The 18,074-nt window shown below is 64.0% G+C and carries 17 protein-coding genes; 3 read left to right on the forward strand and 14 right to left on the reverse strand.

What is annotated here, in order from left to right:
- Nucleotides 1–4 precede the first annotated feature (4 nt).
- Together nusA and rimP are read right to left on the reverse strand one after the other, a co-directional pair.
- Nucleotides 5–1,597, reverse strand: a complete 1,593-nt coding sequence (gene nusA, locus FZF13_RS01575) for a transcription termination factor NusA (RefSeq protein WP_024922296.1) — start codon at nucleotides 1,595–1,597, stop codon at nucleotides 5–7.
- 44 nt (nucleotides 1,598–1,641) lie between these two features.
- Nucleotides 1,642–2,262, reverse strand: a complete 621-nt coding sequence (rimP, locus tag FZF13_RS01580; RefSeq protein WP_024922295.1) for a ribosome maturation factor RimP — start codon at nucleotides 2,260–2,262, stop codon at nucleotides 1,642–1,644.
- A 265-nt stretch (nucleotides 2,263–2,527) separates the two neighbouring features.
- Here rimP and FZF13_RS28770 point away from each other — a divergent pair, with 265 nt between their 5' ends.
- Nucleotides 2,528–2,692 (forward strand): hypothetical protein, encoded by a 165-nt coding sequence (locus FZF13_RS28770; protein ID WP_162835313.1) that lies wholly within the window; start codon nucleotides 2,528–2,530, stop codon nucleotides 2,690–2,692.
- 81 nt (nucleotides 2,693–2,773) lie between these two features.
- Here FZF13_RS28770 and FZF13_RS01585 read toward each other — a convergent pair whose 3' ends face one another.
- The 4 genes from FZF13_RS01585 to FZF13_RS01600 form a co-directional block, all read right to left on the reverse strand.
- Entirely contained in the window at nucleotides 2,774–4,288 is a 1,515-nt protein-coding gene (locus tag FZF13_RS01585; RefSeq protein ID WP_024922294.1) for a tripartite tricarboxylate transporter permease, read from the reverse strand.
- A 25-nt stretch (nucleotides 4,289–4,313) separates the two neighbouring features.
- Complete coding sequence (locus FZF13_RS01590) at nucleotides 4,314–4,799, reverse strand: tripartite tricarboxylate transporter TctB family protein (RefSeq protein ID WP_024922293.1); 486 nt, start codon at nucleotides 4,797–4,799, stop codon at nucleotides 4,314–4,316.
- Nucleotides 4,796–5,740, reverse strand: a complete 945-nt coding sequence (locus FZF13_RS01595; protein WP_024922292.1) for a Bug family tripartite tricarboxylate transporter substrate binding protein — start codon at nucleotides 5,738–5,740, stop codon at nucleotides 4,796–4,798. Before FZF13_RS01595 ends, FZF13_RS01590 begins: the two co-directional genes overlap by 4 nt.
- Nucleotides 5,741–6,060: 320 nt before the next feature.
- On the reverse strand, nucleotides 6,061–7,125 hold the full coding sequence (locus FZF13_RS01600) for an ABC transporter substrate-binding protein (RefSeq protein WP_024922291.1): 1,065 nt from the start codon (nucleotides 7,123–7,125) through the stop codon (nucleotides 6,061–6,063).
- A gap of 137 nt (nucleotides 7,126–7,262) precedes the next feature.
- On the opposite strand from FZF13_RS01600, the gene FZF13_RS01605 reads away from it, so the two are divergent.
- Both FZF13_RS01605 and FZF13_RS01610 read left to right on the forward strand, forming a co-directional pair.
- Nucleotides 7,263–7,928: a response regulator transcription factor gene (locus tag FZF13_RS01605; protein ID WP_036254946.1), complete on the forward strand. Its 666-nt coding sequence runs from the start codon at nucleotides 7,263–7,265 to the stop codon at nucleotides 7,926–7,928.
- Nucleotides 7,929–7,952: 24 nt separating this feature from the next.
- Nucleotides 7,953–9,380, forward strand: a complete 1,428-nt coding sequence (locus FZF13_RS01610; RefSeq protein ID WP_051504848.1) for a sensor histidine kinase — start codon at nucleotides 7,953–7,955, stop codon at nucleotides 9,378–9,380.
- On the opposite strand, the gene trmB is transcribed toward FZF13_RS01610, so the two are convergent.
- From trmB to miaB, 8 genes are all read right to left on the reverse strand, one after another.
- A complete protein-coding gene (gene trmB, locus FZF13_RS01615) occupies nucleotides 9,367–10,068 on the reverse strand; it encodes a tRNA (guanine(46)-N(7))-methyltransferase TrmB (RefSeq protein WP_024922290.1) in 702 nt (233 codons plus the stop codon). The two genes, FZF13_RS01610 and trmB, sit on opposite strands and share 14 nt — an antisense overlap.
- Nucleotides 10,069–10,082: 14 nt before the next feature.
- On the reverse strand, nucleotides 10,083–11,348 hold the full coding sequence (metK, locus tag FZF13_RS01620) for a methionine adenosyltransferase (RefSeq protein WP_024922289.1): 1,266 nt from the start codon (nucleotides 11,346–11,348) through the stop codon (nucleotides 10,083–10,085).
- A 206-nt stretch (nucleotides 11,349–11,554) separates the two neighbouring features.
- A complete protein-coding gene (locus FZF13_RS01625; RefSeq protein WP_024922288.1) occupies nucleotides 11,555–11,974 on the reverse strand; it encodes a helix-turn-helix domain-containing protein in 420 nt (139 codons plus the stop codon).
- 141 nt (nucleotides 11,975–12,115) lie between these two features.
- Nucleotides 12,116–13,705 carry an apolipoprotein N-acyltransferase gene (lnt, locus tag FZF13_RS01630; protein WP_024922287.1) on the reverse strand — a complete coding sequence of 530 codons (1,590 nt, stop codon included), beginning with the start codon at nucleotides 13,703–13,705 and terminating at the stop codon, nucleotides 12,116–12,118.
- A 219-nt stretch (nucleotides 13,706–13,924) separates the two neighbouring features.
- A complete protein-coding gene (locus FZF13_RS01635; RefSeq protein ID WP_024922286.1) occupies nucleotides 13,925–15,004 on the reverse strand; it encodes a hemolysin family protein in 1,080 nt (359 codons plus the stop codon).
- A 26-nt stretch (nucleotides 15,005–15,030) separates the two neighbouring features.
- The gene (gene ybeY, locus FZF13_RS01640; protein WP_024922285.1) at nucleotides 15,031–15,519 is read right to left on the reverse strand and encodes an rRNA maturation RNase YbeY; all 489 of its coding nucleotides are present in this window, start codon (nucleotides 15,517–15,519) and stop codon (nucleotides 15,031–15,033) included.
- Between the two features lie 35 nt (nucleotides 15,520–15,554).
- Nucleotides 15,555–16,604, reverse strand: coding sequence for a PhoH family protein (locus FZF13_RS01645; RefSeq protein WP_036254947.1), 1,050 nt, complete (start codon nucleotides 16,602–16,604; stop codon nucleotides 15,555–15,557).
- Nucleotides 16,605–16,630: 26 nt separating this feature from the next.
- The gene (miaB, locus tag FZF13_RS01650; RefSeq protein ID WP_024922283.1) at nucleotides 16,631–18,025 is read right to left on the reverse strand and encodes a tRNA (N6-isopentenyl adenosine(37)-C2)-methylthiotransferase MiaB; all 1,395 of its coding nucleotides are present in this window, start codon (nucleotides 18,023–18,025) and stop codon (nucleotides 16,631–16,633) included.
- Nucleotides 18,026–18,074: the final 49 nt, after the last annotated feature.

Consider the following 18,074-nt stretch of genomic DNA (forward strand, 5'->3'; position numbering starts at 1 on the left):
CATCTTATTCGCCGACGGCTTCGGCTTCAGCAGCCTCGGCTTGAGCTTCTTCTTCGGTGATCCAGCCTGCCTTGAGGCGTGCTGCCAGAACCATCTGCTCGGCGTCGGCCTTGGAGACGCCGTGCGCGGCCAGCACACCCGGGAACACCTTGGTCTCGCCGTCCTTGCGTTCCTTCCAGCCGACGAGATCGTCGGCGGCGTAGCCGGCGAAATCCTCGATCGTCTTCACGCCGTCCTCGCCAAGCGTCACCATCATGGCGGTGGTGATGCCGGAGATCTCGCGCAGTTCGTCCTTGACGCCCAGCTTCTTGCGGGCGGCGTCGTGTTCGGCCTCGACCTTCTCCAGATGATCGCGGGCGCGGTTCTGGATTTCGGTGGCAGTGTCCTCGTCGAAACCGTCGATCGAGGAGATTTCGCCGGCATCGACATAGGCCACTTCCTCGACCGAGGTGAAGCCTTCCGAAGCCAGCACCTGTCCGACCATCTCGTCGACGTCGAGTGCTTCCATGAACAGGTTGGAGCGTTCGACGAATTCCTTCTGGCGGCGCTCGCTCTCTTCCTGTTCGGTCAGGATGTCGATGTCCCAGCCGGTCAGCTGCGAGGCGAGGCGCACGTTCTGGCCGCGGCGGCCGATGGCCAGCGACAGCTGGTCGTCCGGCACCACCACTTCGATGCGTTCCGCATCCTCGTCCAGCACCACCTTGGCGACTTCAGCCGGCTGCAAGGCGTTGACGATGAAGGAGGCTGCCGAAGGCGACCACGGAATGATGTCGATCTTTTCGCCCTGGAGCTCGCCGACGACCGCCTGGACGCGCGAACCGCGCATGCCAACGCAGGCGCCGACCGGGTCGATCGACGAGTCGCGCGAGATGACGGCGATCTTGGCGCGCGAACCGGGGTCGCGGGCAACCGACTTGATCTCGATGATGCCGTCGTAGATTTCCGGCACTTCCATGGTGAACAGCTTCGCCATGAATTGCGGATGGGTACGCGACAGGAAGATCTGCGGGCCGCGCTGTTCGCGGCGCACGTCGTAGACATAGGCGCGGACGCGGTCGCCATACTTGTAGTTTTCACGCGGGATCAGCTCGTCGCGACGGATGATCGCCTCGCCACGGCCGAGATCGACGATGACGTTGCCGTATTCGACGCGCTTGACGGTGCCGTTGACGATCTCGCCGATGCGATCCTTGTATTCGTCATACTGGCGGTCGCGCTCGGCCTCGCGCACCTTCTGCACGATGACCTGCTTGGCCGACTGGGCGGCGATGCGGCCGAAATCCATGGGCGGCAGCTGTTCGGCGATGAAGTCGCCGAGCTGGGCGTCGGGATTGCGTTCGCGGGCCGAGGACAACGCGATCTGGATGGCGTAGTCGTCGACCTTTTCGACAACTTCCATCAGGCGCTGCAGCTTCATCTCGCCGGTGTTCGGGTTGATGTCGGCGCGGATGTTGGTCTCCTGGCCGTAACGCGAACGCGCGGCCTTCTGGATCGCATCGGCCATCGCGGCGATGACGATCGACTTGTCGATCGACTTCTCGCGGGCGACCGCGTCGGCGATCTGCAGCAGTTCGAGCCTGTTGGCGCTTACAACCATTTTTGTCTCCCTGAACGGGGCCGCCGGCATCGGCGGCCGTTCAATCACTTCTCGATTTCAGTTTCGTCTGCGGCGTCGTCATTGTCGCCGCGATGTTTCTTGGCATCCTTGCGCGCCCGGTTGTCCTTCGACAGGGCTTCGCGGATGAGGTCGTCGGTCAGCACCAAATGCGCTTCGGCGATCGCGTCGTAAGGAATGCGCACCGTCGGCTCCTCGCCATAGGCCGCCTTGTCGCGCTCGAGCAGAATGCCATCATCATCGGCTTCGGCGATCTTGCCCTTGAAGCGCTTGCGGTCGGTGATCATGACCGAGGTCTCCATCTTGATCAGATGGCCGGCCCAGGTGGTGAAATCCGACTTGCGCACAAGCGGGCGATCGATGCCCGGCGAGGACACTTCCAGATGATACGCTTTCTCGATCGGATCGTCGACGTCGAGCGCCGGCGAAATCGCGCGGCTGACTTCCTCGCAGTCCTCGACCGTCATCGTACCGTCCTCGCGCTCGGCCATCACCTGCAAGGTGAGGCCGTGCTGGCCGGACAGACGCACCCGCACGAGGCGGAAACCCGCGCCGCGCAGCACAGGCTGCACGATCAGCGCGATACGGGCATCGATGCCGCTTTCGCGGACGATACGGTCGTCGCCGTCGGTCTCGGTCAAGGTCATCCGGTCTCTGTCGCTCGAATCTCTAGGCGCCGGCCGGTAACAAAAAAGAGCGGGACCGGGTGGACCCACTCTTCGTCATACCGACCAAGAATTTGAAGCCGATATAACAATGGCGGCGGCAAAATGCAAGGCTGGGGAAAACAGCGGCATCCATGCGCCAGCCGCATGGCAGCCTTGCCTAAGCCCCTCTGTTAACGGCGTCTGTCCATTCCTATCTTTGTTGCACTGCAACATAAACGTTGTGGCAACCAGATGGAGCAGACCCATGCGTACCAGCAGAACCGTTGCGGCCCTCAACAGCCTGTTCAACGTGTTCGGCAGCGCGATCAACGCCGCGGGCGCCGTTAGAGGCCATCACGCGCCCAAGGGCCGCGACCTGCGCCGCCTCGGCATCGACCCGGTCGAATTCGCCAAGATCCGCCGCAGCTGACGGCAGTGAGTGAAAAGCGGAGGCAAATGCCTCCGCTTTGTTTATGTGGGCCGGCGATCACCCGCCGACCTCCCGTGTTGGTCAGTCCTCGTTGCCGGCGAGCTGGGTGAGCATCTGCCCCCTGCCCCGCCAGCGCAGATAGAGCGGCACCAGGACGGCCGAAGCGGCAAGCAACCACAGAACCACCGCGATCCAGGAATGGAAGAGCACCGACGGATCACCCTGGCTGATGGCCACGGCGCGGCGCAGCTGCTGTTCCGCCAGCGGCCCCAGGATCAAGCCCACCACCACTGGCGCGATCGGATAGTGGAAACGCCGCAGGCCATAGCCGAGCAGGCCGAACGCCAGGAGCATGCCGAGTTCGAAGGTCGACGGATTGGCGCCGATGGTGCCAAGCGTCGCGAACATCAGGATGCCGGCGTAGAGCCAGGGCGTCGGGATGGTCAACAGCTTCACCCATAGGCCGATCAGCGGCAGGTTCAGCACCAGAAGCATCAGATTGGCCACCAGCAGGCTGGCGATCAGGCCCCAGACGAGTTGCGGATTGCTGGTGAACAGCAACGGGCCCGGCTGCAGACCGAACTGCTGGAAACCGGCCAGCATGATGGCGGCGGTCGCCGTCGTAGGCAGGCCGAGCGTCAGCAAGGGCACCAGCGTGCCGGCCGCCGAGGCATTGTTGGCGGCCTCAGGTCCGGCGACGCCTTCGATGGCGCCATTGCCGAATTCCTCCGGCTTTTCCGCCATCTGCTTTTCCACGGAATAGGACAGGAAAGTGCCGATTTCGGCGCCACCGGCCGGCATGGCGCCGATCGGAAAACCGATGGCAGTGCCCCGCAGCCACGGCTTCCATGAACGGCGCCAGTCCTCGCGCGTCATCCACACCGAGCCCTTGATCGCCTGGATGGTCGAATCGCCGCCCTTTGAAGCGGCGACCGAAAGCGCCTCGCCGATGGCAAACAGGGCGACGGCCAACGTCGTCACCTCGATGCCGTCGAGCAGATCGGGAATGCCGAAGGCAAGCCGGGCCTGGCCGGTCTGCAGGTCGATGCCGATCAGGCCGAGCATCAGGCCGAGGAACAGCGAGGTCAGCCCGCGCAGGGTCGATTCGCCGAAGGCCGCCGAAACGGTCATGAAGGCCAGCACCATCAGCGCGAAATATTCGGCCGGACCGAAAGACAGCGCCAGCTTGACGACGGTCGGCGCGATGAAGGCGAGGCCGATGGTGGCGATGAGGCCGGCGACGAAAGAGCCGATTGCCGCGGTGGCAAGTGCCGGTCCGCCGCGCCCGGCCCGCGCCATCTTGTTGCCTTCCAGCGCCGTGACGATCGACGCGCTCTCGCCCGGCGTGTTGAGCAGGATCGACGTGGTCGAGCCGCCATACATGCCGCCATAATAAATGCCGGCGAACATGATGAGCGATCCGGCCGGATCGAGCTTGTAGGTAACCGGCAACAGCAGCGCGACGGTGAGCGCCGGGCCGATGCCGGGCAATACGCCGACGGCGGTGCCGAGTGTGACGCCGATCAGCGCATAGAGCAGATTGGCTGGCTGCAGGGCGATCACAAGCCCATGCGCCAGCAGTTCGAACGTAGTCATGAAAAGCCTCGCTCCCTCATAACGCTCAGAACAGCTGTTCGAGCGGGCCGGCGGGCAGCGAAAGCTGCAGACCCTTGGCGAAGATGAACCAGACGACGAAGGCGAGCACGATGCCCAGCGGGATCGTCTTCCACAAAGGACCGCGCCCGAATGCGCGGGCGGTGGCGGCGAAAAGCAGCCCGGTGGCGATCGAGAACCCGGCTGTCTTGAGCAACAACATCTGCGCGGCCAAACCGCCGACGATCCACAGGATCGGGCTGATCTCCTGTTGCTCGCGCTCCGGGAAATCGCCGCGCCATGCTTCGACAGCCGTCCACAACGACAACACGAACAGAGCGCCGGCGATCACATATGGAAAGGTCGTCGGGCCGATCCGGGCATAACTCGCCGTGCCACTCTGGTTCGCCGTGCTCCAGACGATGACGGCGGCGACGATCGCCAGCCCCGCGGCGATGACAAGCGCCGCCCAATCAGGGCGGCGCGTCGTCTTGTTGGGAGCGTTCTCGCTCACTTGACCAGACCGATCTCTTTCAGGATGCCGCCGGTGATTTCGGCCTCCTTCTTGAGCTGTGCGGCGAAGTCGTCGCCGGCGAGATAAGTGTCGGCCCAGCCCTTGTCGGCCAGGATCTTCTGCCAAGCTGCCGACTTCGCCATCTTGTCGACGTCGGCCAGAACGGCTGCCTTCTGCTCGGCGCTGATGCCGGGCGCCGCCGCGACCATGCGCCAGTTCTGGATGGAGACGTCGACACCGGCCTGCTTGAAGGTCGGCGCCTCGATACCAGCCACAGGCTGGTCGCTGGAGATGCCGATGAGGCGCAGCGTGCCGGCCTTCACCTGTTCGGAGAACTCGCCATAGCCGGAAATGCCGACCGTGACCTGGTTGCCGAGAAGAGCCGCCAGCGCCTCGCCGCCGCCGGAGAAGGCGATGTAGTTGACCTTGGTCGGATCGACACCCACCGCCTTGGCGATCAGGCCTGCGGTGATGTGGTCGGTGCCGCCGGCCGAGCCGCCGCCCCAGGACACCGAGCCCGGATCGGCCTTCAGCTTGGCGACGAGGCCGGCCATGTCCTTTATGTCGGAGGCGGCCGGTACGACCAGCGCCTCATATTCGCCGGTCAGGCGTGCGATAGGCGTGACCTGGTCCAGCGTCACCGGCGACTTGTTGGTGAGGATGGCGCCGACCATGACATAGCCGCCGACGATGAGCTGCGCCGGGTCGCCATTGGCCTGGTTGACGAACTGGGCGAGGCCAATGGTGCCGCCGGCACCGGGAACATTGTTGACCTGGACGCTGGAGGAGATTTTCTCGTCCTGCAGCGCGGTCTGCATTGAGCGGGCGGTCTGGTCCCAACCACCGCCGGGGGCGGCGGGCGCCATGATCTTGTAATCGGCGGCGAAGGCGGGAATTGCCATCGCGCCCATCAGAACAGTCGCCAGAAGGAATTTCTTCACTGTTTCTCTCCCTGTGGACGCCGGTCGTTGGGGCAACGCGGCGCCGTGTTGGCATTGGTTCGCGTTGCCGAACGAACGACATCGCGATGAGACAAACCGGGGAGAAATGAGTGCGTCCCGCCACGATCGCCACCGAAGGTCTCGCCTTCGTGGCCAGGTGCTAACCCGCGTGGTCCTCTCCTCCCAGACCTGTTGGCCAGGCCGCCTCCAACAGCCGGACCGGCGCGGACCCTAGCCGAACAAGCTGACATCTGACTGACATCGTGTCGGAAAGGCCGGAATGAGGGTCAAAACGCCATGGTTTTGCCGCCGAACCGCTGTCAGCGGCCCTGCAAAGCGTTGTTCCAGCGTTCAACGAGACGGTTGCGCTTGACCTGGTCGAGATAGACCAGCAGGCCCGGACTGACCGGGACCGGCCTCAACTGCGCACCCATCGTGGCCTGGATGGCGTTGGCGGTGTTTTCGCCCGACACATCGGGATTGACGGCGGCGATGTGCAGATCGCGCGCCATGATGGTCTGGCCTTCCGCCGACATGAAATAGGCGAGGAAGGCGCGGCCGAGATCCGGCGAGCCGGCAGCCTTCGGCACCAGGCCGATGCGCGACATGACGATGGTGTAGTCCTTCGGCATGACGATGCCGACATCAGGATTGCGCGCCGCCCAGTCCGCTGCATAGGAGCCGAGGATGTTGTAGCCCAGGATGGCGCGGCCATCGGCTATGCGCTCGAGGATCGCCGAGCTCTTGGAGTAGAGCTTCACACCGGCCTTGCCCATGGTGCGCACGATCGACCAGATGTCGGGAAATTGCTCCTGGTCGCGTGCCATGAACATGAAGCCGACGCCCGAACGTTCGATGTCGTAGGTGGCGATCCGCCCCTGAACGGTATCGGCGTTGTGTTCGATATAGTCGACCAGTTGCCCACGGGTCGCCGGCGGCGGCGCGTCGCTGAAACTCGGCTTGTGATAGACGAAGACCGCCGGTTCGAAGGTGAGCGCATAGGCGGTGTTGCGCCAGTTCGCCCAGCGCGGCCAGCGAGCGCTCATCGGCAAGGTGCTCTCCTGCGCATAACCGTCATTGGCGAGCTTCACCTGCAGATCCATCGCCGAGGAAAAGGCCATGTCGGCTGTCTTCCCTCCGGCGTTGGTCTCTTCGACGATGCGGCTGTAGATATCGCCTGTCAGCAGTTCCTCGTAGCGCACGGCGATACTCGGATTGGCGCGCCGGAAACCTTCGATCATGCCCTTGGCGAGCGGAACGTCGAGCGCCGAATAGACGACCAAGGTGCGCGCGCCGGCTTCTCCGTCGAGCGCAGGGAACAGGGTGGTCTCGGCGACGGCCGGGGCCGGCAGCAAGGCCGCGATGACGAGGACGACAAAACGCATGGCGGCCAAATTGCATGACCGGTACCCGCTCCACAAGTCGCGGCACAGTGGCGTGGATAGCGCCGCGCGATGGTTTGGCCCACTGGGAAGACCTGCTAATCTGGTCGCCGGGAAAAAGACCCGGCAAGGAGCTCCGGTTGCGCATACTGGTTGTGGAGGACACGCAAACGCTGGCGGATGGGCTGGTGGCCGTGCTGAAAGGCAGCGGCTATGCCGTCGATCATGTCACTGACGGCCCTTCGGCTTTGGCCGTGCTCTCGGCCGAGCATTTCGACCTCGTCATCCTAGACCTCAACCTTCCGCGTATGGACGGCCTGGAGGTGCTGCGCGGCATCCGGGCGCGCCAGGATGGACCAGGCGTGCTCATCCTCAGCGCGCGCGCCGACCTGCACGACAAGATCAAGGGGCTGGACCTCGGCGCCGACGACTACATGACCAAGCCTTTCGACGTCGACGAACTTGAAGCGCGCGTGCGCATGCTGCTGCGCCGCCATGCCGGCCTGAAATCGAGCACCGTCACCTTCGGCGAAGTGACCTTCGACCTCACTTCGCGCAGCTTTGCCGGCGGCGGCGCGCTGCTCGATCTGCCGGCCCGCGAGGTGAGCCTGCTCGAAACCTTGTTCCTGCGCGCCGGCAAGGTGGTGCCGAAACAGTCCATTCTCGAATCGCTGGCCGGCTTCGACGAGGAGCTCTCCTTCAACGCCATCGAACAATATGTCAGCCGGCTGCGGCGGCGCCTTGCGCCTTACGGGGTGACGGTGCGCACCGCTCGCGGCATCGGCTACTACCTTGAAAAAGTGTAGCCGGACCATGGAATTGGCCCGCTGATGGTCGTCGCGGCACCTCATTCCCTGCGCCGCAGGCTGCTGTTCTGGCTGCTGGTGCCGCTGATCTCGATCGGCCTGATCGCACTGGTCGACACCTGGCGCGAGGCGGTGGACACGGCGAATGCCGCGTCGGACCGGGTGCTTGCGGGTTCAGCGCTGGCGATCGCCGAGCGCGTCGTGGTTTCCGAGGAAGGAACGCTGGAGGTCGACATTCCCTATGTGGCACTGGAGATGCTGACCTCGGCGGCGCAGGACCGCGTTTTCTATCGCGTCGACGGACCGCCCGGCACCTTCATCACCGGCTATGACGGATTGCCGATCATGCCGTCGCCGGTGCCGGAGAAACCGCAATTCTCCGACGCCAGCTTCCGTGGCGAGCCGATCCGGCTGGCGGCATTGGCGCGTTCAGCTTCGACCGGCGTCGATTCCATTCCCTTTGTCGTCACCGTCGCCGAGACGACCATCGCTCGCACCCAGCTGGCCCGCACCATCCTGCTGCATTCGGCGTTGCGCCTGACCATCCTGATTGGCGGCGCCGCGCTGATCGCCTGGTTTGCCGTCAACGCCGCGCTGCAGCCGCTCTACCGGTTGCGCGCGGCGATCGCCGAACGCAGTCCGGACGATCTGCACCCCATCGACGACCGGGTGCCCAGCGAAGTGCGCGGTCTGGTCGATACGATGAATTCCTTCATGGTGCGGTTGGGTGGCGCGCTGTCAGGCCTGCGCAACTTCACCGGCAATGCCAGCCACCAATTGCGTACGCCGATGACCATCGTGCGCACGCAGCTTGCGCTCGCCGGACGCGCCAAGTCACTCAGTGAGGCACGGGCGGCCGCGCAAACGGCCGACGCGGCGGTGGTTCACGCCGAACGTATTCTCGCGCAACTTTTGCTGCTTGCCCGCATCGATGCCGCCGCCTCGAACAGGATCGAGACGACCTCGGTCGACCTTGCAGCCATCGCCATGGACTGCGTGGCGGATAGGGTGGTGAAGGCGAGCGCGGCAGGCGTCGATCTCGGCTTCGAGGGCGGTCAGCCGGTCGTCATCCATGGCGAGGCGCTGCTGGTGGGCGAACTGGTCGGCAATCTGGTCGACAACGCCATCGCCTATGCCGGCGATGGGGCGGAAATCACGGTGCGTGTCTTTGCCAACAGCGAAGCCGTGTTCGAGGTGGAGGACAATGGGCCCGGCATTCCGCCCAGACAGCTGGCCGCGGTGCGGGCGCGCTTTTCGCGAGGTGCCGTGCAGGACAAGCCGGGCAGCGGGCTCGGGCTCCCGATCGTGGAGGAAATCGCCGGACTGTTCGGCGGCAGGCTGGCGCTGGAGACACCGGCTACCGGCAAGGGCCTTTGCGCCCGCGTGACGCTGCCTTTGGCATACGCAGCGACCGCGAAAGCCGGCGAAGAGACCGCCGCTACAGCCGGGTAAAGGTCAGGTAGGCGGTACGCCGATCCTCGCGGATGGCTTTCGCCTCATAACGCGTGCTCTGCCATCCCGGATAAGGCGTATGCCAGTCCGTCGCCTCATCCGCCTGCCATTCGAAGGCGGCATGCGCGCGGCAATGCTGCAGCGTCCAGTTCACATAGGTGTCGATGTCGGAGGCGAAGCAGAACTTACCGCCCGGTTTCAGGACCCGGGCGAAACGGTCGAGATTGACGGTGCTGACGAAACGCCGCTTCCAATGCCGCTTCTTCGGCCAGGGGTCCGGGTAAAGCAGGTCGATCCAGTCGAGCGACGCCTCGGGCAGCCAATCCAGCAGCAGCGCCGCATCATCGTCGAAGACGCGGAGATTGCCGGCAGGCTCCCGCGTCAACGCCATCATCATCTTGGCCATGCCGTTGACGAAGGGTTCGGCACCGATGAAGCCGGTTGCCGGGTGTGTCGAGACTTCCTGACGCAAATGCTCGCCACCGCCGAAGCCGATCTCGAGGCGGATCGAGGAGACTGGCGCCTCGAACAGGCCGCCGAGAGCAGCCGGTGCCGGCTGCTCGAGGTTCAGCCGATAGCGCTGGAGTCCAGTCTCCAGCGCCACCGCCTGCGCGGGGCGGATGGTCTTGCCGCGCCGCCGGCCGAAGAAAGCCTCGCTCGTCCGGCTGCGCCTGCCCTGCTCTTCCATGGTCCGATCCGCCGTCAGGCAGCCAGGGCGTCCTTGAGCGCCTTGGCCAGGTCGGTCTTCTCCCAGGAGAAGGAGCCATCGCGGCCGGCCTTGCGGCCGAAATGGCCGTAGGACGAAGTCTTGGCATAGATCGGCTTGTTGAGGTCGAGATGCTTACGGATGCCCGACGGCGACAGGTCCATGACCTTGCGCAGGGCGTCTTCCAGCTTGGCCTCGTCGACCGAACCGGTGCCGTGCAGATCGACATAGACCGACAGCGGCTGCGCGACGCCGATGGCGTAGGACAGCTGGATCGTGCAGCGGTCGGCAAGCTTGGCGGCAACCACGTTCTTGGCCAGGTAGCGCGCGGCATAGGCGGCCGAACGGTCAACCTTGGTGGTGTCCTTGCCGGAGAACGCGCCGCCGCCATGCGGAGCAGCACCGCCGTAGGTGTCGACGATGATCTTGCGGCCGGTGAGGCCGGCATCGCCGTCGGGACCGCCGATCACGAACTTGCCGGTCGGGTTGATGTACCAGTTGCAGTCGTTGGCGATCTTCAGGTCGCCCAGCGCCTCGCGGATATAGGGCTCGACCACCTTGCGGACCTTCTTCGAATCCCAACTCTCTTCAAGATGCTGGGTCGAGAGCACGATCTGCGTAACCTCGGCGGCCTTGCCGTCGACATACTTGACCGTGACCTGGCTCTTGGCGTCCGGACCGAGCTTGCCGGCATCGCCATTGTTCTTGTGACGGGCGTCGGCCAGCAATTCGAGGATCTTGTGGCTGTAATAGATCGGCGCCGGCATCAGGTCCGGCGTCTCGCGGCAGGCATAACCGAACATGATGCCCTGGTCGCCTGCCCCTTCTTCACCCTGCTTGTCGGAAGCGTTGTCGACGCCCTGGGCGATGTCAGCCGACTGGCCGTGCAGCAGAACGTCGATCTTGGCGGTCTTCCAGTGGAACCCGCTCTGCTCGTAGCCGATGGCGCGGATGGCCTTGCGGGCGACCGACTTGAACTTGGCCGGGTTGATGACCGGGAAATCTCCCGCGTCGGTCAGGATCGAGCCGTCCTTGGCCTTCTTCAGCAGCGTGTCCGGCACGCGAACTTCGCCGGCGATGACAACGCGGTTGGTGGTGGCCAGCGTCTCGCAGGCGACACGCACGTCCCAGGGGTTCATGCCGGCCTTCTTGGCCTCGCGGTAGACGAGATCGACGATTTCGTCGGAAATTCGATCGCACACCTTATCGGGGTGGCCTTCGGAAACGGATTCGGAGGTGAAAAGGTAGTTCTGCCGCGACACGGGTGTCCCCTCTTGAAAAAGACCGGCAGGCTGCCGATCTGGCGCGCCACGTGTTAGCGGGGGCGCGCCAGTCTCGTCAAGACGATTGGAGGGTATCGGATATCAAAGCCCGGCGGCGTGACGGAAGAATATTCCCGACAAAGAGGAGATTGGGCCGAAACATCCCACTCCACTCTAAATACGAGCCGAACAGGCCGATTTCGCCGTCAGTTGGCCTCGTCGCCGGCGAGGGATTTGACAAGGTCGATGATCCGCCGGCGAACCTTCGGATCCGCTACTTTCACAAAGGCACGATTGAGCTGAAGCCCTTCGGGGGTGGAGCAGAATTCCGCTGCCAGCGCCATGGCGCTGTCCTCGGCGAAACCGCGCGGCGGGCCACCATCCTGGCCAGGCGCATCCTCGAAAAAGAAAGCGACCGGCACGCTCAGGATCGAGGCGATCGCTTGCAGGCGACTGGCGCCGACACGGTTCGTGCCTTTCTCATACTTCTGAATCTGCTGAAAGGTTATGCCAAGGTTCTCGCCAAGCTTTTCCTGGCTCATTCCAAGCATATTACGCCGAAGTCTGATGCGGCTACCGACGTGGGTGTCAATTGGGTTTGGTTTTTTCTTGTTTTCTTCTACCATTTTTTCCTCGCCGAATTCTTCCGGCTGTTCGTGTTTTTTGACGCCTACCCTGTGGTTTATACGACCCCCTCACCCGATAAAGCGCGACTAAGTGCGAAAGATGCCAACCCTCTACAATATGGGTTCCTAATATATTGGCTGTCAATTCGCCGGTAGCTTGTGCCTTACGCATAAGACGAAAGCAATCAGGGCGAGGGCGAGCATAAGCAGGTATCCGTTAACGCGCCGTTGGGCGGCCGAAACGACGTCCTGAGACGTCGCCACGGCGACACGGGCGTCGATGGTGTCGCGGGCGTCGATGGCGAGCGCATCGACGATCCTGCCCCGCGCATCGACGACCGCGGAAATGCCATTGTTAGCCGCACGTAACAGAGGCAAGCCATTCTCCACCGCGCGTATCTGAGCTTGACGGAAGTGTTGATAGGGGCCTGGGGTATCCCCGAACCACGCATCATTGGTAAGGTTCACAATAAGCTGACTTGACGTTGCGTCAACAGACACCAGGTCAGGGAAAATCACCTCATAGCAAACAAAAGGTAACCCGCTGATTGCGCCGGGCAACGATATCGGGTGCCGTTCGTTGCCCGCGGCAAACATCGCGGGCCCTGCCACCAACTGTTCGATACCGACGCGGCGCAGCCAGTCGGCGAAGGGCAGATACTCGCCGAACGGCACCAGATGGACCTTGTCCACCGCGTCGACGATCTCGCCCTTGTCGTTGATGGCGACGACGGAATTGTAATAGCGGGTGGCGGCATTGGCCGAAGCCCCCTCCTCCCGCACCGCACCGGCAACCAGCATCTGGCCGTCGGTCAGCATCTCGCCCAGTGCCGTCAAGGCGTCCGGCCGCTCGGTGAACAGGAACGGCACCGAGGTTTCCGGCCACAGGATCAGTTGCGGCTTGGGCTTGCCCGATGCCGGCGTCTTCGACGACATGCCGAGCAGCGTGGCGAAGATACGGTCGCGAACGGAAGCGTCCCATTTCTCGCGCATGTCGACCGCCGGCTGCACGATGCGGACATCGAGCGTCTTGGCAACCTGGACCGGCGTGGTAAGCCGGTAATAACCGAAACCGAGATGCACCGCCACGAGGATGCCGGCGATTGCAGCCCCGACCACCAGGTCGCGACGGCCGGCAAGCAGCGCCGGCATGGCGAAGACGAACACGGCGAGCGCATTCATGCCGCTCATGCCAATGGCGGAAACGCTCTGCATCAACAGCGGCACCGGCATCGCGGCGTAGCCGACTGCATTCCACGGAAAGCCGGTGAACAAAAAGCCGCGCAGCCATTCCGCCAAAGCGAAGGCAAAGGCGAGCGCCGCGATGCGACCGATGCCGCTGCTCCACAACAGACGGGCAAGTGCCGCCGCGAACCCGTAGAAAAAGGCAAGCAAAAGCGGGATGCCGACCACCGCGAAAGGCATCGCCCAGGCATAGTCGTCTGCCTCGACCAGCAATGCCTGGCCGATCCACCAGAGGCCGGCCAGAAAGTAACCGAACCCGAACCACCAGCCGACCGCGAAGGCGGGACGCAGGCGCCTGAAAAGCCCTCGCGAAGCCTCGCCGGTCGTGCCATCAAGCAGCCACACCAGGACGGGGAAAGAGACAAAGCAAGCGGCGAAGAAATCGTAAGGCGCCTGACCAAGAACCGCCAGCGCACCGGCCAGAAAGGCCGCCAATGCGCGTCGCCAACCCCAAAGCAGAATTATCCGGCCGGCGAGGCGCTCCATGCGGTCTTCCGAGTCGCGAGAATCATGGCGGAAGATGTATCAGGCCGCGGCTTCGGCTCCAAATGGACGCGCGGTCGCAGACAGGAGGGGGCGCCCCATACGGGGACTGGCGAATGGCGTGCATCCAGTCGCCGTCGAAACGGTCCAGTTGCCTGGAAAGAGGTCTCGCAACACAGGCGGCCGCCGCAAAACGCGGCAGCCCGCCGAAAACCCGAGGGCCTAGGCCTGTTCGGTGCGGACCGCGCGACGGCGGCGTTCGTCCGCCTTCTGGCTCTCGACGATGCGCACGCGCTTCACGCGGCGCGGATCGGCGTCAAGGATATGGAACTCGAAGCCGGGAATGGCCTGCACCACTTCGCCGCGCGCGGGCACGCGGCCCAGCGTGTTGAAGATCATGCCGCCGATGGTGTCGACGGACTCGCCATGCTCGCCGGCGGCGAAATGTCCGCCGATCATCTTAGCGACCTCATCGATCTCAGCCTTGCCGTCGACGACATAGATGCCGTCGCCAGCCTGCGTGATCATCGGTTCGTCCTCGTCGTGCTCGTCCTCGATGTCGCCGACCACCATCTCGACAATGTCCTCCAGCGAGGCGAGGCCGTCGGTGCCGCCATACTCGTCGATGACCAGCGCCATCTGCGTGCGGGCGGCCTGCATGCGGCCCATCAGGTCGGATGCCAGCATCGACGGCGGCACGAACAGTACCGGTCGGATCAGGTTCAGATCCCCAATCGTGCGGGCAAGGTCGACCTGGGTCAGGTCGAACAAAGCGGCCGCCGGGGTCTTGCGGCTGGCGCGGCCCGGTTTTTTGACGCGGGCAAGCCGCGTGATGTGAGCCAGCACGTCACGGATGTGGACCATGCCGCGCGGATCGTCGAGCGTCTCGGAATAGACCGGCATGCGCGAATGGCCGGATTGCTCGAACAGCACCAGGAGATCGCCCAGCCGGGTCGAAATCTCCACGGCCTCGATGTCGGCGCGCGGCACCATGACGTCCTCGACACGCACTTCGCGCAGACGCAGGATGTTGTTGAGCATCGCGCGCTCGCCAGGCGAGAAGGATTCCGCACCGGTTTCGGTCTCGGCCAGCGCGTCGGCGATTTCCTCGCGCAGCGAGGTGCCGTTGCGCTGCCTGAACAGGCCGATAACACGCTCGAACAGGGAAGGCCCGGCAGGAGAAGGCTCGCTCGCTACGCTGCCGGCGCTGGTACTCGGACTGGGAGCTTCTTCCGTCTTCGCGGAAGCCTTTACGGCACTGCCGGCGTCCGTGGGGGCGGCAGTCTCTGATTTCTCGTTCATCGTCTTCCGGTCAATTGATCGTTTAGTTACGCATACGGATCGGGAATGGCAAGTCTTGCCAGCGCCAGGCGCTCGACAGCCTCCATCTCTTCCGCCTCGTCGTCGGTCTCGTGATCATAACCCAGCAAGTGCAACAGGCCGTGGATGACGAGATGGCTGATGTGGTTTTCGAGCGGCTTGCCTTCTTCGTCCGCCTCCCGCGCCACGGTCTCGGCCGCCAGCACGATATCGCCCAGCATCGGCGGCAGCGGGCCACCTTTGGCTGTGGGAAACGCAGGAAAGGACAAGACGTTGGTAGGCTTGTCCTTGCCACGCCATTCGGCGTTCAGCGTCTTGATCGCCGCGTCGTTGGTGAAGACCACGCTGAGTTCCGCCCGGCCATTATCGGCAAGGCCAAGTTCGCCAAAGGCTGCCCCCGCAGCGCGACCGACCAGCGCCTCAAGTACGGATTCCGGCGGCCACGCGCCTTCCTCGACCGCAAGGTCGATATCCAGCGGCAGATCAGGCGATGTCATCGGACCTTGTCCTGATGGGCAAAAGACACGCTGGTTCAGTTCTCGGCACCCAGGCCGCGTGCAACCTTGCCGTCGCGATCATAAGCCTTAACGATCTCGGCCACCAGCGGGTGGCGAACGACGTCGCCCTCGTTGAAACGCACGGTAACAACACCGGGCACCCCGTCCAGCACGCGCAGGGCCTCGACCAGGCCCGAACGCGTGTTCGGCGGCAGGTCGATCTGGGTCGGGTCGCCGGTGATGATCATGCGCGAATTTTCGCCCAGACGCGTCAGGAACATCTTCATCTGCATCGGGGTGGTGTTCTGCGCCTCATCAAGGATGACGGCGGCATGCGCCAGTGTGCGGCCGCGCATGAAGGCGAGCGGCGCGATCTCGATGACCTCGGCGGCAATGGCACGTTCGACCTTGTCGGCCGGCATCATGTCGTAGAGCGCGTCGTAGAGCGGGCGCAGATAGGGATCGACCTTTTCCTTCATGTCGCCAGGCAGGAAGCCGAGCCGTTCGCCCGCTTCCACCGCGGGCCGCGACAGGATGATGCGCTCGACCATGCCGCGCTCAAGCAACATCGCGGCATGGGCGACGGCCAGATAGGTCTTGCCGGTGCCGGCGGGACCGATGCCGAAAACCAGTTCCGAGCGTTCCAGCGCGCGCATATAGGCGTCCTGGTTCAGCGAACGGGCATAGATCGTCTTCTTGCGCGTCGATATCTGGGCGGCCGACACCTTGCCCTTGCGCTCAAGCGTCGGCAGCACGAGCTGATCGTCGGCGGCCACCGCCATGCGCACGGCGCCGTCCACGTCGGACTGGCCGATATCGACGCCCTTCTGCAAAATGTCGTAGAGGTTGTCCAAAGCGCGCCGCGCCTGTTCTGCAGCCGTGGGCGAACCCTTGATGGTCAGCTGGTTGCCGCGCGAGCGGATGTCGACGCCGAGCTTCTGTTCAAGCCGCGCCAGGTTCTCGTCGAATTGGCCATACAGCGCGCTGGCCAGCTTGTTGTTGTCGAAGGTCAGGACGATATGCGCCATATCCGAGGCCCCGGATGCAGTGCTTGGGGGCGCATTCTTCAATTCAGTGGCGCTCAAACGTCTCTCCTCATCTGATCAGGCATTCAGATAGGTTCGGCATACAGGCTGTTGAAGCCCGGATGCGTGATTCGCACCTCGATAATGTCACCGATTTCGCCGGCCTTTTCATCAACAATCACCGGCTGCAACCATGGCGATCGGCCGACCTTCTGGCCGGCCTGGCGGCCGGGCTTCTCGATGAGCGTCGTCATGGTGCGACCGACCATGGATTGGGTGAAGGCCTGCTGCTGTTCGACGAGCAGAGCCTGCAGCGTATGCAGGCGCTCATCCTTCACCTTTTCCGGCACATGGTCCGGCATTTCGGCGCCCGGCGTGCCGGGGCGCGGCGAATATTTGAACGAAAAGGCCGACGCGTAGCCCACTTCGCGCACCAGTCGCATCGTGTCCTCGAAATCCGCATCGGTCTCGCCGGGGAACCCGACGATGAAATCGCCCGACAGGGCGATATCGGAACGGGCGGCGCGAACGCGATCGAGCAGGCGCAGATAATCCACAGCCTTGTGGCGGCGGTTCATGGCCTTGAGGATGCGGTCGGAGCCCGACTGCACCGGCAGGTGCAGATAAGGCATCAAGGTCGGCAGATCGCGATGGGCGGCGATCAGTTCGTCGTCCATGTCGCGCGGATGGCTGGTGGTATAGCGCAGGCGGGCAATGCCGGGGATTTCCGCCAAACGATAGAGCAGCCGGCCAAGCCCCCATTCGGCGCCGTCCGCCCCCTCGCCGTGCCAGGCATTCACGTTCTGGCCGAGCAGCGTCACCTCGCGCACGCCGGCCTCGGCCAGGCGCTCGGCCTCGGCAACGATCTGCGTAACCGGGCGCGAGACTTCCGAACCGCGTGTATAGGGCACCACACAGAAGGTGCAGAACTTGTCGCAGCCTTCCTGCACGGTGAGGAAGGCGGCAACGCCGCGCTTGGCCACGTCGGCGCGCTTCGGCTGCGGCAGATGCTCGAACTTATCCTCGACAGCGTATTCGGTCTCGACGACACGGCCGCCGCCACGCACCCGGCGCAGCACGTCCGGCAGGCGGTGATAGGTCTGCGGTCCGATGACCAGATCGACCGCCGGCGCCCGCCGGATGATCTCGCGACCCTCCGCCTGCGCCACGCAGCCGGCGACGCCAATCAGCATTTCGCGACCCGCCGCCGCCTTTTCCTGCTTCAGCTCGCGGATCCGGCCAAGCTCAGAATAGACCTTCTCCGCCGCCCGCTCGCGGATGTGGCAGGTGTTGAGCAGCACAAGATCGGCGTCTTCGATGATTTCGGTCGCGGCATAGCCGTCGGCGGCCAGCGCGTCGGTCATGCGCTGTGAATCGTAGACGTTCATCTGGCAGCCATAGGTCTTGACGAAGACCTTCTTCGGCGCCGGTGCCGTTTCGGCGCCGTTTTCGGTGTTCAGCGAAAGCGTTTCCAGTTCCATGCGGCGGCTTCTAACGCTTTTCCGCATTGAAGGACAGGGGTTCGAGGCG

The sequence above is a fragment of the Mesorhizobium terrae genome (assembly GCF_008727715.1).
GTDB lineage: Bacteria > Pseudomonadota > Alphaproteobacteria > Rhizobiales > Rhizobiaceae > Mesorhizobium > Mesorhizobium terrae.